At 45.2% G+C, this 14,547-nt stretch carries 13 protein-coding genes; 8 read left to right on the top strand and 5 right to left on the bottom strand.

Annotated features, from left to right (window positions below; genetic code table 11):
- Positions 1-63: 63 nt before the first annotated feature.
- Together HG547_RS18485 and HG547_RS18480 are read left to right on the top strand one after the other, a co-directional pair.
- Positions 64-414 (top strand): VOC family protein, encoded by a 351-nt coding sequence (locus HG547_RS18485; RefSeq protein WP_037419661.1) that lies wholly within the window; start codon positions 64-66, stop codon positions 412-414.
- A complete protein-coding gene (locus HG547_RS18480; protein ID WP_169548684.1) occupies positions 389-598 on the top strand; it encodes a DUF1289 domain-containing protein in 210 nt (69 codons plus the stop codon). Before HG547_RS18485 ends, HG547_RS18480 begins: the two co-directional genes overlap by 26 nt.
- A gap of 72 nt (positions 599-670) precedes the next feature.
- Here the strand turns inward: HG547_RS18480 and cdd are convergent, their stop codons facing one another.
- Together cdd and sbcB are read right to left on the bottom strand one after the other, a co-directional pair.
- A complete protein-coding gene (gene cdd / locus HG547_RS18475) occupies positions 671-1,561 on the bottom strand; it encodes a cytidine deaminase (protein ID WP_037419666.1) in 891 nt (296 codons plus the stop codon).
- A gap of 173 nt (positions 1,562-1,734) precedes the next feature.
- Positions 1,735-3,147: an exodeoxyribonuclease I gene (sbcB, locus tag HG547_RS18470; RefSeq protein ID WP_169548683.1), complete on the bottom strand. Its 1,413-nt coding sequence runs from the start codon at positions 3,145-3,147 to the stop codon at positions 1,735-1,737.
- 174 nt (positions 3,148-3,321) lie between these two features.
- Here sbcB and HG547_RS18465 point away from each other — a divergent pair, with 174 nt between their 5' ends.
- The 3 genes from HG547_RS18465 (at position 3,322) to HG547_RS18455 (ending at position 5,490) form a co-directional block, all read left to right on the top strand.
- Positions 3,322-4,125: a hypothetical protein gene (locus tag HG547_RS18465; protein ID WP_169548682.1), complete on the top strand. Its 804-nt coding sequence runs from the start codon at positions 3,322-3,324 to the stop codon at positions 4,123-4,125.
- 34 nt (positions 4,126-4,159) lie between these two features.
- Positions 4,160-4,975: a 23S rRNA (guanine(745)-N(1))-methyltransferase gene (gene rlmA, locus HG547_RS18460; protein WP_037427260.1), complete on the top strand. Its 816-nt coding sequence runs from the start codon at positions 4,160-4,162 to the stop codon at positions 4,973-4,975.
- A 305-nt stretch (positions 4,976-5,280) separates the two neighbouring features.
- Entirely contained in the window at positions 5,281-5,490 is a 210-nt protein-coding gene (locus HG547_RS18455; protein WP_011072720.1) for a cold-shock protein, read from the top strand.
- 328 nt (positions 5,491-5,818) lie between these two features.
- Here the strand turns inward: HG547_RS18455 and HG547_RS18450 are convergent, their stop codons facing one another.
- Entirely contained in the window at positions 5,819-7,378 is a 1,560-nt protein-coding gene (locus tag HG547_RS18450) for a SulP family inorganic anion transporter (RefSeq protein WP_169548681.1), read from the bottom strand.
- 143 nt (positions 7,379-7,521) lie between these two features.
- Positions 7,522-10,800, bottom strand: a complete 3,279-nt coding sequence (gene rne / locus HG547_RS18445; protein ID WP_169548680.1) for a ribonuclease E — start codon at positions 10,798-10,800, stop codon at positions 7,522-7,524.
- Positions 10,801-11,395: 595 nt separating this feature from the next.
- On the opposite strand from rne, the gene rluC reads away from it, so the two are divergent.
- Positions 11,396-12,355, top strand: a complete 960-nt coding sequence (rluC, locus tag HG547_RS18440) for a 23S rRNA pseudouridine(955/2504/2580) synthase RluC (RefSeq protein ID WP_069455170.1) — start codon at positions 11,396-11,398, stop codon at positions 12,353-12,355.
- A 38-nt stretch (positions 12,356-12,393) separates the two neighbouring features.
- Positions 12,394-13,137, top strand: coding sequence for an HAD-IA family hydrolase (locus tag HG547_RS18435; protein ID WP_169548679.1), 744 nt, complete (start codon positions 12,394-12,396; stop codon positions 13,135-13,137).
- Positions 13,138-13,140: 3 nt separating this feature from the next.
- Here the strand turns inward: HG547_RS18435 and HG547_RS18430 are convergent, their stop codons facing one another.
- Positions 13,141-13,725: a nucleoside triphosphate pyrophosphatase gene (locus tag HG547_RS18430; RefSeq protein ID WP_211164721.1), complete on the bottom strand. Its 585-nt coding sequence runs from the start codon at positions 13,723-13,725 to the stop codon at positions 13,141-13,143.
- A 284-nt stretch (positions 13,726-14,009) separates the two neighbouring features.
- Between HG547_RS18430 and yceD the strand changes: the two genes are divergently transcribed.
- Entirely contained in the window at positions 14,010-14,534 is a 525-nt protein-coding gene (yceD, locus tag HG547_RS18425; RefSeq protein ID WP_011072716.1) for a 23S rRNA accumulation protein YceD, read from the top strand.
- The last annotated feature ends 13 nt before the right edge of the window (positions 14,535-14,547 follow it).

Genomic DNA, 14,547 nt, shown 5'->3' with positions numbered 1-14,547 from the left:
ATCGCGAAGGGAGCAATGGCTCCCTTTTTTATTGATTAAGTTATTCATTGGGCAGGGAAGATTATGAATCGTCATCACACTATCAATTATTTAGAGATTCCAACATCTGATATTGATTGTTCTAAAGCGTTTTTCAATACTGTATTTGGTTGGCGTTTTGAGGATTATGGCCCACAGTACAGTTGCTTTATCGATGCGGGAATAACGGGTGGTTTTTATCAAGCTGAGGTTTGTTTTACCCTAGAAAAGGGCTGTCCCCTGATTGTGCTATACAGTAAGACCTTGGAAGAAACTTTAGCCGCCGTGATCGCGGCTGGCGGCACCATTAGCACTGAGATTTTTAGCTTCCCAGGTGGTCGACGTTTCCATTTTATCGAGCCTGCGGGCAATGAATATGCGGTCTGGTCAGAATAACAGTATTTATCAGCCCTGTGTACGAAATTGCTGTCTCGATCAGCAGGATATCTGCATGGGGTGTTTTAGGCATCTTGAGGAGATTTTGGCGTGGCGAAACATGACAGAGGAGCAGCGAAGCGCCTGTTGTCTTAAAATGGCTGAGCGCAAAGCCGTTTTTATGGCAAAACGCCCTAGCAGCTAAAATAGGCCAAAGCATCGCGGCGCAACTTAAGTCAATACCGAAGTATAAAAACAGAAGCGCCGCGTTAACTGACTAGATAGGATCAACCACAATATGTTCGAGTTCTATCGCGGCAACAGCATGCAATGCATCCATTGCTGCGCCCACTAAGCTGATTTTACCTTGGGAGGATTCCACCAATACCGCGCGGCGGATCTCACCAAAATCACGATTATGCCGAGTCAGATTCGATAGCGCCATTTGCATTGGGAGCATCGATGGGTTAAACGCGGCGTTTTCAGCGTAGCGACCACAGTAGGTTGCGCCATCCGCGGTTTCTAATACAACCGCCGCATAGCTTTGGGTATAAGGTGCATAGCTTAAGCCCGCATGATCTAAGGCTTCAATTACCATAGGATCACTGCTATCGAGTGCAAATTCAGTTTCCTGCTTGACTAACAGCGGTGACTGAACATTTAAGTCTTTTGGCCCAAACGCATAGGGCAGATAATAGGACAATAAATGGCTATCCTGTGATGGCAAATGGATCTTGATTTGGCCGCCTTCGACTAATTCATTCATAAACTGACGGCAATGACCGCAGGGACTGGCGTTCACTATCATATCCACAATCTGGCTTTCGCCGCTAAGCCACGCGTGACTAATAGCGCTTTGCTCTGCGTGTACTGAGTGGAAGAGGGCTTCGCCAGGCAGTTCTAAGTTGGCACCCATATAAATGTCGCCACTTTTTCCTTTGGCAATTGCACCAACATAAAACTCACTAATGGGTGGTTTGGCCAAGGCGGCGGCAATAGGTAACAAAGCCAGTAACACCTCTGATTCGGTCATATTGCTGCTTTTGACTAACTCTGCCAGTTGCTGTGCATCGATATGTCCCGCAAAACCTTGATGTAATAAGGGAATTAATGCGTCAGCCAATGGGGTTGGCAGCTGGGTTATGCTTCGGATAAATCTATCTTGCATTTCCCGACTCCTTGTTTGTTAAGTTCATGGAAGAACATTCTAGTAATTTTGTTACAGTATAAATGCGAGTTAGTTCGCGTTTATGGTTCAATTAAGCGCCTGTTAGTTAACATCTGAAAGAAGTTATCAATCATAGGCGCTAAATCAACAAAAAACATGGGCTATTTTGTGGTCTACAATCCACGCAAATAGTGGCACAGGGCGGCGAGTAGTTTTTGTTTATGCTCATCGCCTTCGGTATCTTGCAACAAATTTTCAAGTTTGAGCAGATAATCCTGATCGGCCAAACGCTGCTGACAGAAGGTGCGCCAGCGATGGGACTCTTGATCATCAAGTAATTCGGGATAATTGCGCGCCCGATAACGGAATAGCATTTCTGGGATGCGTCCATCATCAAATTGCAAATCAAGTGCGGCTAAATTTTGAGGTAAGGTATGGCGAATGATCTCCATCTTGGCTTTATCGGCAGGGCTGAAAAATCCACCCGAATACAACATTAAGTCAGGATCCGTGGTGGTTACTTCGCCATCATGCTCAAACAGTTGCGCCAGCTTCTCCCGTAATTCCGGGTGAGACTTTAAGCGTTTGTATTGTTCTCTGGCAAAGGCTTTATCAATGTTGAGTCTTTCTGCCTGCACATCATCTAAAATTTTGGCCGAAGTAATAAAAGGGCATTTGTTAAGATGCACCTGTTTAACTGGGATGGGTAACTCATCCTCGGCAAGCTCCGCTCTGGGCGTGTACATGCGCGTTTTTATCTGCTCGACATCCAGCTCAAACAGTGGGCTTAAATCCATCGCTAAATTCACGCAAATAATGGCATTTTTGTTACTTGGGTGGTGTGCAACGGGGGCGATAAGGGTTGTACAACCGTGCATTGCACTTATCTTCGAACTGACATGGGCAAGCGGTAGCATATTTAATACGTCAATTTGCGCGCTGACGGCTTGTTTACGGCGCAATTCAAAATAGTACTGGTATAACTTAGGTTGCTTTTCTTTTATCAGTTTTGCCATTGCGATGGTGGCGTAAACATCTGACATGGCATCGTGCGCTTTTTCATGGCTTAAACCATTAGCTTGGGTCAGATGTTCCAGCTTAAAGCTGGGTGAACCGTCTTCTTTTAATGGCCAATGGATCCCATCTGGTCTAAAGGCATAACAAGCCCTAACTAAATCAATGATATCCCAGCGCGTATTGCCATTTTGCCATTCGCGGGCATAGGGATCGATAAAGTTACGGTAAAAACCATAACGGGTGACTTCATCATCAAATCGTAACGAGTTATAGCCTGCGACACAGGTATTGGCTTGGCTAAAGAGAGTATGGATGCGACCCATAAATTCGGTTTCAGGTAAACCTTTTAAATTGGCTAGTTGTGGCGTGATCCCTGTAATTAAAATCGCTTCGGGTGAGGGCAGGTAATCCGTTGATTGTTTGCAGTAAAAAGTCTCTGGCTCACCGATAATGTTAAGATCTAAATCGGTACGGACCCCGGCAAATTGGGCGGGTCTATCTTGGGCTGGGTTGGCACCGAATGTTTCATAGTCGTGCCAAAAAATACTTGGCTGAGATGCTGTATACATAATTTCAATCAAATGACGGTTTTGTCGAATGATAGCATCTTAGCCGTTAAACTCACCCCAATATTGATCAGCAAAAACCTTGATGGATAAATTATATTGAAAAGAGAAGCGCTTAACAGGTGATCTTTACCACGATTGGCAGTTACAATTCCCATTGAACAGGGGATCAGTCTTATGCATCATCAATATCTCAATGAACCTATGATACTCGATGTCGCACAGACGTCGTCATTGATCATAACGTTACCAAGCAACATGAGTGATTTTATTGTGCTTGAAACGATGGGAGCTCCCCTACTTGAGCTGATTGTCGTTTCACAAACTCCACCACAGATTGCAGTGCGCCTTCAAACGATTTTAGGGCTAACACTAAACACAACTTCAGTTGCAGACGCAGGGCTAAGTGCTCCTGTATCAAGGTGCTTGGGTCAAGGCGTACGGCTTTATCATCGAATGGGGACTGCCCCTAAATTTGTTGCCCAAGAGCTTCGGGCAGGAATTTTAATTAAAGTTGATGTGAGAGAAAGTGTAACATTCTCTTTGCAATCGGCATCAAAGTTCGAGTTTGTAACACTTGAATCCGACGTAAGAGGCTTACATGAGCCGAGAGTACTGATGATGGCTAAGGCTATTCTTGCTAGGGAGTACGATTACGGTGCGACATCGGAATCCCTTGCGGTTTACCTCACCGAAATTGAGCAGATAAGATTGGAGTTACAAGCATTTTTACGGGGTGAACTCGGTCAATACCATACTGGCTTAGCTGAAGAGGCCGTACGATTAGATCCATTACTACAACAGAAGCGCCAATGGCTTTTTCGAACTTATACCCACATGTTTGAGCGCCCGAGCTTTAGTCGCGCCGCAAATGATAGCCAGAATATCGACAAAGCCATAAGGAAACTTGAGTGTTTTGAGCTACTCGCGTCTCCTGAATTACTGCAAATGGTCGAGCGATTAATGGAAGATGAGATATAAGCTTGACATCCCCCATTTTAAATAGAGTTAATCAATGCAATATATATGTCCTTTGTGCGCGTTACCCCTCACCCTAACACAACGAACTTGGGGATGCCCGCAGGCACACAAGTTTGACATGGCGAAAGAAGGTTATGTCAATTTGCTTCCCGTTCAGAAAAAAAACTCGAAAGATCCAGGTGATAATCAGCAAATGATGTTTGCTCGTCGGGAGTTCTTAAATGCGGGTTATTATCAAATCTTAAGTGATAGAGTTAATCAACTGGCACTCCAATATGCCAGTAGTGCACAGCAGATCCTTGATATAGGTTGTGGTGAGGGTTACTACAGTCATCGTTTATATAATGCCCTTGTTGCTCATCATTTTTGTTATTTACAGGGCGTTGATATCTCTAAGTCGGCAATAAAATATGCAGCCAAGCGCTATCCTAACTTAAGCTTTTGTGTAGCGAGTGCCTATGAAATGCCGATCCCATCTAATAGCATTGATTTAGCGATTCGAATTTATGCACCATCAAAAGTAGAAGAACTTCAGCGGATCATGGCACCTAGCGGCATTCTTATCACGGTATCGCCAGGGCCTTTGCATCATTTTGCGCTAAAACAACAGATTTATGACCAGCCAAGATTGCATCCTGAGTCTGAGGCCAGAGTTGATGGATTTGAATGCCTACATCAAGAGCGGCTTAGCGCGCAACTCGATCTTAATGACAGTAAAGATATCGGCAATTTTCTCGAAATGACTCCCTATGCGTGGAAGTTTACCGCAGAGCAGAAACAAGCATTTTCTCAGCGCGGATTAAGCTGTGAGTTAGATTTCCAGATTGAAGTACATCGCATTTCAGTCTAGGGGCTGATTTTAACCTATTGAAATAAATTATTTAAAATGCTTTACTGTCAACGCTTAAGCCGTAAGAACATATTGTTCTGCGAGCCGGTAGCAAAACCTTAAAAGGCTTTGTTTAAATAAATTTTTCAAAGTGTCGCAGTATGTTGACTTATCTTTAGAATGGTTTATAGTTTTACTAGCTTGAAGGTTGGGCTTATATTTATGTGTTCAATACGACCCGTTCGTCCTGTAAACATAAGTAATACCGGCATTTTCCAGCTCCACCGCCGTTAAGGCTTTAATTTTTTATTTACAGGATTTATATCATGTCTCAAGTAACTGGTGTAGTTAAGTGGTTCAACTCTGACAAAGGTTTTGGTTTCATCGAGCAAGAATCTGGTCCAGACGTATTCGTTCACTTCCGTGCAATCAACTCTGACGGTTTCAAAACTCTTGATGAAGGTCAAAAAGTGTCTTTCACTGTGACCCAAGGTCAAAAAGGTCCTCAAGCTGAAAACGTAACCGTAATCGGTTAATTTTCAGTGCTGTTAGCCTAGGCGCTAATAGCGATGGATTTAAGAGCTGTGGTTTTTACCATAGCTCTTTTTATTTGTGCTGTTTTATCTTAATACTTACATCTCTCATTTCTCTCACTTTTAAGACCTCGTTCAGATTAATCTGCTGTTAGCTGTTATCATTTTTCCCGTGAATTTTGTTTATTTCGCTGTTAACTATATTAATAAATATATAAGCTTGGCTTGAAAATTGACTATTTACGTACGCGAACATTCAGAGCGATAACTGTCAGCCCACAGCCATATTGCAGTGCCGTGGACCGTTGCTTAAGGATCGATAGTGACTTCATTAGGAGTCGAGTTTATCATCCGCGACTTTATAATGTGGGTCATCCAACAGATTCACTTCAACAAGATCACCTGCCTTATGAAGTAAGGCTTTACAATCAGCACTTAAATGCACCAAATGTAGTCTTTTGCCTATGGACACATAACGCTCTGCAAGCGTATCAATCGCTTCTAAGGCGGAGTGATCGGCTACGCGAGAAAACTTAAAATCGATGACGACATCCTGTGGATCCTGTGAAGCATCAAATAACTCGAGGAAACTCGCGACAGAACCGAAAAACAGTGGCCCATTAAGCTCATAGACTTTCCAGTCTTGAGAGTTTTGAGTCACTTTGACGCTAATGTGTTTCGCATGCTGCCAAGCAAATACCAGCGCGGATACCACCACTCCCACAAATACAGCAAAGGCGAGATCAGTAAACACAGTTACTGTGGTTACAAGAACGATCACAAAGGCATCATGTTTGGGCACTTTGCCCATAAACTTAAAACTTGCCCATTCGAACGTACCGAGTACAACGATAAACATCACCCCAACGAGGGCTGCTAACGGAATAATTTCGATAAAGGCAGCACCAAAGAGAATAAATGCCAGTAGGCCAATGGCCGCGGTAATCCCTGATAACCTGCCGCGGCCACCAGAATTAATATTAATCATCGATTGACCGATCATGGCACAACCACCCATAGCCCCAAAAAATCCGCTGGTGATGTTACCTACACCTTGGCCAATACATTCTTTATTGCTGCGTCCCCGGGTATGGGTCATCTCATCGATAACCGTTAAGGTTAACAGGGATTCGATTAATCCGACTGCGGCTAAAATAAAGGAATAGGGCAGAATGATGTAGAGCGTCTCAAGGTTAAAAGGTACCTGTGGGATAGCAAAGCTTGGGAGTGAGCCTGCAATTGTCGCATTCTCGTCACCACTCATAGTCTTGAGAAAATCCAATACGTTACGAGTATCAAGATCAAAGCTAACAACAATAGCCGTGACGCTAAGAATTGCGACCAACGAGGACGGTATTGCAGTGGTCAGCTTAGGCAAGAAATAAATAATTGCCATGGTTAATGCTACGAGACCAAACATCAGCAACAACGGCTCTGGTGGTAACCAGACTAAGTTTCCAGCAGTGTCTTTTACTTTAAACTGGCCAAGTTGTGCCAAAAAAATCACAATGGCGAGACCGTTTACAAAACCTATCATCACCGGATAGGGTACGATGCGAATAAATTTCCCCAGTTTAAAGATGCCAGCGCTGATTTGGATTAATCCTGCCAGCACGACAGCCGCAAATAAGTATTGCACGCCATGTTCAACTACTAAGGACACCATGACCACGGCCATCGCTCCTGTTGCACCAGAAATCATCCCAGGTCGACCACCAATCAGTGCGGTGACCAATCCCATAATAAAAGCCGCATAGAGGCCCACCATAGGTTCGACATTGGCAACAAAAGCAAAGGCAACAGCCTCAGGGATCAGTGCGAGTGCGACGGTTAGCCCTGAGAGTATATCGGCTTTGTAGCTAGATGTTTTGTGGCGGAAGAGATCGAACATGAAACCTCTGTTACTGGTGTGTAGACAAAATAAGCCGCGCATACTATCAAATAAACTGATTGAGCTAAACCTGAAATATGCCTTAATTAGCTGAAAATAAAAAAGCCATGCAGATGCATGGCTTTTTAGATTGTGGAAGGGTCCTATGGACGAGCCATATCCGATTCAGCACTATTGCTGTGTTTCAGCTTAGGTTCAGTGGCTTCAGCGGTGGCGGTATTTTCATACTCACGGCCTTTAGGCACTTCAACCTGCGCTCTGACTTCTACCGTTGGTTTAGTCATTTCAGATGATACCATAGCACCAAAACGGCTAGACGCTTTCGGTTTGCTGACGACAACTTCCGTTGGTTGAGCCGTAGCAGCTTGCGCCATTACAGGTTTTGCCTGAGGTTTAACAAACGCTGCAGGTTTCGCCATCGGTGCTGATGCGACTGATTTTACCGCTTCTTTCGGCTCAGTCTTTTCTGTAACAGGTGTCACTTCTTCGGCTTTTGCTTCAGGAGTTATATCAGTCACTATTTGCATAGCCTCTGTGGCTTGCACTGCTGGTGCTGTTGCTGATTGTGGCTCGGCATCAGATGCTTTAACCGTTTCAGCGGCCTTATCGTTAACGACAGGTTTAGATGTGACTTCAGCGACAACAGTATCAGACTTAATTTCCGCGGAGGATTCAGTTACTGTGGTATCTGATACCGTGCTTTCAGTCGCTATGCTTTGAGAGACTGCGGCTTCAGTTGAGGAGATCACATCAGCAGTGTGCACAATTGGCGCAGGCTGCGTTGCTGTAGTCTCCACTTCAACTGCAACCGTTTCAGCCACGGTTTGCTCTGTTAAGTTAGCCGTTTCAACAACTGCAGTTGGTGCTGGATAGTCTTGATCTTCGCCTAACGCATCATTAGGAATGAACTGCGCAGGAGCCGTTGTGCCTTGTTCATCTTCATCGCGGCGACGGCGTTGGCCAGCAGCTCGCAGATGGCGAGGACTACGGCGGCTACGACGTTGTCCATCACGGGATTCACGTTTGGCTTTGTCATCTGCATCAACATTTGCTTCGGCGTTATCCTCATCAATGACCGCTGGTTGAGTGTCTAACTTAGCATCCACTTGAGTGTCTGCTTGGCTTTCAACAACAGGCATATCAACAATAGCATCGGCTGGCTTAGTTTCTACCACATCAGCAGCTTCTGATACTGTGGTGTTGCCGACCTCATTCGCAACCGTAACCTCTTTACGTGGCTGGCGGCGGCGCGGGGCTTTCACTTCCGGTTGAACTTCTACCGTGACATCGGCATTGATTGCAACCAACTCAGCTAAAATCGCTTCTTCCTGAATTGACGTTTCTACAACATCTGTGGTGTTGTCGATACGAACTTTACGGCGCATATTACGGCGCTGACGACGTTCACGGACGACCTCTTGCTTTGGTGCTTCGTCTTGAACATCCGCAGTCACTTCTTTAACTGCTTGATTGCGGGGTTTAGGCTCAGACTTAGCACGTTTCGCACTTTCATCCTTTTCACGGATTGGGCGCTCTTGAGCTTGTGGTGCATCGGCGACTTTTTTAGCATTACGAGTACGTGGTTCGCGAGTACCTTCTTTCGCTTTTTCAGTATCTTGTGGATTGCGAGTACGGCGAGTGTCGTTACGACGATTGCGACGGTTGGCATTCGTGGCTTGACTATCTGGCTTCTTAGTCTCGGTGCTCTTTTCTGCGACTGCGTTATCACTTGAGCTAAAGAAAGCACCAATTGCACTGAAGAGTTTACTGAAGAAACCCGGCTGTGCGGTTTCAACTTTGGCAACTGGTGCAGTGTCTTGTTCCACTTTTTGTGGAGCAGCAAAGCCTTTTAGGGCTGGAGCTGGCGCCGCAGTACGTTCCAGTTTACGTGGCTCGTACAATTTTGCTTCAGGCTGTTCAATGCGCTTGTAGCTGGATTCATCGATTTCATCGTCGGTGCGGTGACGGATCACACGATAATCTGGGGTCATCATATGTGGATCTGGGATCACATAGACTTCCACGTCATGGCGTTGTTCGGTGATACGAATCGCTTTACGTTTCTCGTTAAGCAGGAATGCAGCCACATCGACAGGCACAATGGCTTCGATTTGTGAGGTATTTTCTTTGATGGCTTCTTCTTCCATCAAACGCAGAATCGACAACGCTAAAGATTCAGTACTGCGGATAGTGCCTTGGCCATGACAGCGAGGGCAGATATGTGCAGCGGATTCTTCTAATGATGGACGCAGACGCTGGCGTGACATTTCCATCAAGCCGAAACGAGAAATACGACCTAATTGAACGCGAGCGCGGTCATGGTGCACGGCATCACGTAGGCGGTTTTCGACTTCACGTTGATGGCGCACTGGCGTCATATCAATAAAGTCAATAACCACTAAGCCACCTAAGTCACGTAGACGTAATTGACGGGCAATTTCATCGGCGGCTTCAAGGTTGGTATTTAATGCGGTTTCTTCGATATCGCCGCCCTTGGTGGCACGGGCAGAGTTGATATCGATAGAGGTTAAGGCTTCAGTTGGGTCAATGACGATTGAGCCACCCGATGGCAGACGTACTTCACGTTGGAACGCCGATTCGATTTGCGACTCGATTTGGAAGTGAGTGAATAACGGTACTTCAGCTTCGTAGAGTTTTACACGTTCAACAAAATCTGGGCGCACAAGTGCGATATGCTGTTTAGCTTCTTCGAAAATACGTGGATGGTCGATTAAAATTTCCCCGACATCACGGCGTAAATAGTCACGAATGGCGCGAACAATCACGTTACTTTCTTGGTGAATGAGGAAAGGTGCGCCTTTGGTTTGCGCCGCTTCAGTGATCGCCGCCCAGTGGTGTTGCAGAACTTTTAAGTCCCACTTTAGCTCTGTCGACTCTTTACCCACACCAGCGGTACGGACGATAAGGCCCATACCAGCAGGGACTTCCAAATCGGCCATAGCTTCTTTTAATTCAGTACGCTCATCCCCTTCGATACGGCGAGAAATACCGCCTGCACGTGGGTTGTTTGGCATTAACACTAAGTAAGAACCAGCAAGGCTGATAAAGGTGGTCAACGCCGCGCCTTTGTTGCCACGTTCTTCTTTGTCAATTTGAACAATAACTTCTTGTCCTTCACTGACGACTTCTTTGATGTTCGGGCGACCTTGGAATGAATAACCTTTAGGGAAATATTCTCTGGCAATTTCTTTTAATGGTAAAAAGCCGTGGCGATCAGCACCATAGTCTACGAAAGCGGCTTCTAAAGAGGGCTCTACGCGGGTGATCTTACCCTTGTAAATATTTGATTTTTTTTGCTCATGACCAGGACTTTCAATATCGAGGTCGTACAGTTGTTGCCCGTCAACGAGGGCAACACGCAACTCTTCTGATTGAGTTGCATTGATTAACATACGTTTCATGATGACGTCATTCTTCTTTAAATGGAGGTCATCAAACAATCGCGTTTCGTTGCATTACGGGCCTAGCTGTGGTGAACAAAGCCTCACGGCTGGTGAGCTAGGCAAGGTGCGCATTACTGTTAGACGCAGTCGCTGCGTGTCGCATCCTATTTATGGCTTATTTTTTAATGATTACAAAAACAAGGAATTCGTTGTAAAACATCAACCAACCCCATAAATTCTTTAATTTCGTTCCGGTAATGCCCAAGTCGAATCGGTTTGTCTGACGACAAGTTAAAATATATTTCGAAATCGGTGAGAAAAGCTTTAGATAAACCTTGATAAAGTAAGGTGAGATTCTCGATTTAATCGTAAAAAACGCATTTGTGGTATTTTTACTCAGTATACGATTTGCAAATCAATGATTTGCTATCAAGAAAATCTTTTTTGATCTATAAAACTTTTCACTTGGGACAGGGAGTTTGTGAACACTTTATTCACGGCTTATCCCTAATCGCTGGTGAAATATAGCAATAATCAAAAAATTCAGCAATGGAAAGGCACAATTCTTGTGAGTTGTTGTACAATGGCCGCCGTTATAAGCAGATGGCACATCATGAATACAGAATCTCCACAGCAACAGGTGCAGTTGATCACCATTGACGAAGACCACCTCGACCAACGAATTGATAATTTTTTAATCACAGCGCTCAAAGGTGTACCTAAGAGCATGATTTATCGTATCGTCCGTAAGGGCGAAGTACGGGTGAATAAGAAGCGCATTAAGCCAGAATATAAATTACAAATTGGTGATGTGGTACGTGTGCCACCCGTGAGAATGGCTGAGTCTGATAATCGGACTGCGCCTTCGGCTAACTTGAGCAAAGTGTCGCAACTCGAAGATCGTATTTTGCATGAAGATAATCATCTTATTGTGCTCAATAAACCTGCGGGTATTGCGGTTCATGGCGGCAGTGGTGTTGATTATGGTGTGATTGAAGCGCTGCGCTCCTTACGTCCGCAACAGAAGTTTTTAGAGTTGGTTCATCGCCTTGATAAAGATACCTCTGGCGTACTGTTAGTCGCTAAAAAACGCAGTGCGCTTAAACATATGCACGATCAACTGCGTTATAAAAAAATGCAGAAGGATTACTTAGCTTTAGTTAAGGGGGAGTGGTCGGCGCAGGATAAAGTGGTCAAACAACCTTTATTAAAGCTGACACTTAAATCCGGTGAGCGCATTGTGCGGGTCAATGCAGAAGGCAAACCATCAGAAACGCGTTTTAAAATTGTGCAGCGTTATCAAGGTTGTACATTGGTGCAGGCGAGTCCGGTCACGGGACGTACTCATCAAATTCGCGTGCATTGTCAATATGCCGGGCATCCCATTGCCTGTGATGATAAGTACAGTGAGCAAGCTTTCGATGACAGTATGCGCTCGCTTGGCTTGAGTAGATTGTTTTTACACGCTGCAGAATTAATGTTTATCCATCCTGAAAACGATGAAGTGATGCGGGTTTCTGCACCACTGGATGATAATCTGCAGCAACTGTTGAATAAGTTAAAGCGGGTTTAATTCCCGCTCCTCTATATACCCGTGGATAACCTTGAAGTATGAAGGCTGCCAACCATTCTACCCTGCGTAAATATGATTTAGTGATTTTTGATTGGGATGGCACTTTGATGGATTCCATCGGTAAGATCATTATTTGCATTGAGAATATGGCTAGGGCACTGGCGCTGCCTGTTCCTGCTGAGGCGGATATTCGTAATGTGATTGGCTTGTCGATGACGCAGGCGTTACAAGTGTTGTTTCCTTGCGGATTATTGTCTTCATCACAGCGATTTTCGGCGTTTCCTGAAGAGGATATGTCTACTGCTTCTACTGTCAGCACTGGCACTGAAGAGTGTTACATCACGATGCGCGCCGAGTTTAAGACGCAGTATTTGCATCTTGATACCACGCCAACGCCAATCTTCGACCAAGCACCACAATTGCTCGAATCATTATCTGCAAAGGGTTATCAGTTAGCCGTGGCGACGGGGAAGGCGAGAGCTGGTCTGGTGCGCGTGTGGGAACAATCTGGATTAGGGCATTACTTTATTGCCTCCCGCTGCGCCGATGAAGCGCAGAGTAAGCCCCATCCTGAGATGATCATCAGCCTATTGCAGGAGCTGGGCATTCAGCCTGAGCGTGCTTTGATGGTCGGTGACTCTTTACTGGATTTAACCATGGCAGCGAACGCAGGTATCGATAGCATCGGTGTGACTTACGGCGCCCATAGTGAGGCGGTATTACGACAAGCTAAGCCGATAGCATTGATTGATTCACCGCAGCAGCTCCTTCAGCATTTATAAGCATTATGCTAATACATCTATGCCTTGGCTGAGCAGCATTTCCGTGAGTAAGATTAAAGGTAATCCCACGAGCGTATTAGGATCTCGTCCTTCTAAACGATTAAAGAGTGCAATGCCTAAACCTTCACTTTTAAAACTGCCTGCACAGTAAAACGGTTGCTCTTTATCCACATAAGCACTGATTTGTGATGCTGTAAGGTGCCGAAAATGCACTGTAAAAGGATCAACTTGGGCATTCATTTCACCCGTTTGAGCATTATAAAGCGCAAGACCTGTATAAAAGGTAATGGCTTTCCCCGAGGCTTGACTGAGCTGCTTAATCGCATTATCGCGATTTAATGGCTTACCGATGATCTTGCCATCGATCACGGCAACCTGATCGGAGCCAATAATCAGACCATCAGGACAATATTTTGCACCAGCTTCTGCTTTTGCCTGCGCTAATCGTTGTACTAAGGCTTGCGCTGACTCATTAGGCAGTGAGGTTTCATCAACCTTGGGATCGCAGCACTCAAAGGGTAAGCCTAATTTGTTCAGCAGTGCTTGCCGATATACGGAGGTGGAGGCGAGGATTAACTGGGGCGTCATCATTAATAATCCATTAGAAAACTTCACTTATTGTCGCCAATCTGGATGATTGAATGCAAGCCGTGGCAACAGATGCTGTCACTTTAGGAAGGTAATTAAGGATTCTTTCGGTGAATGCGGCTATTTTAGACGGCTTACGCTTGTGTGCCGCCCCCTGCTTGGGTAAAATTTCGCTTCCATTAATTCAATGTTGGGGCTAGAGAATCGCTTAAGTTGCAAACTGGGACTTAAGTAAGAAATTTTTCTTTGACTCTAGCGTTTTCAAACTATAATATGCGCGCCTTATGCAAACAGTAAAGATACCGGTTTCAATTGATCCTATTCGCGCCGCCTCGAGCCGTTCTACCTATGAGGGGATTGTGCCCGGGCAGCAATTGAAAAGATTAAATGAGTTATGTGCCGGCGACTGTTCCGATGTGGCAGTGTCGCTTGAATGTGGCGTAGATTTGCAGGGGATAGTCTACCTGAAAGGGAAGGCTGTGACGGAGCTCACTCTGGTTTGTCAACGTTGCATGACACTATTTACCACTGAGGTTACGGTCGAGTTTTGCTTCGGTCCATGCCGGACTAAGGCAGAAATCGATGAGCTCCCGGATGCGTATGACCCAATTGAGTGCAATGAGATTGGCGAAGTACGTCTGCATCAATTGATCGAAGATGAATTGATAGTCGCTATGCCCATCATCCCGATGCATGAAGAAACTGATTGCAATATCGGGTCAATGGATATAGTTGTAGGCGAGATCGAACCCGCTCAAGAGGAGCGTCCAAATCCGTTTGCAGTGTTAGAAAAACTGAAGAGCAAGTAATCTAGGAGACAGG

Origin of the sequence: Shewanella sp. DNRA4 (genome assembly GCF_012843185.1) — a bacterium.
GTDB lineage: Bacteria > Pseudomonadota > Gammaproteobacteria > Enterobacterales > Shewanellaceae > Shewanella > Shewanella xiamenensis.
Note: the sequence above shows the minus strand (reverse complement) of the source record. Positions and strands in the feature narration are given on the sequence as shown.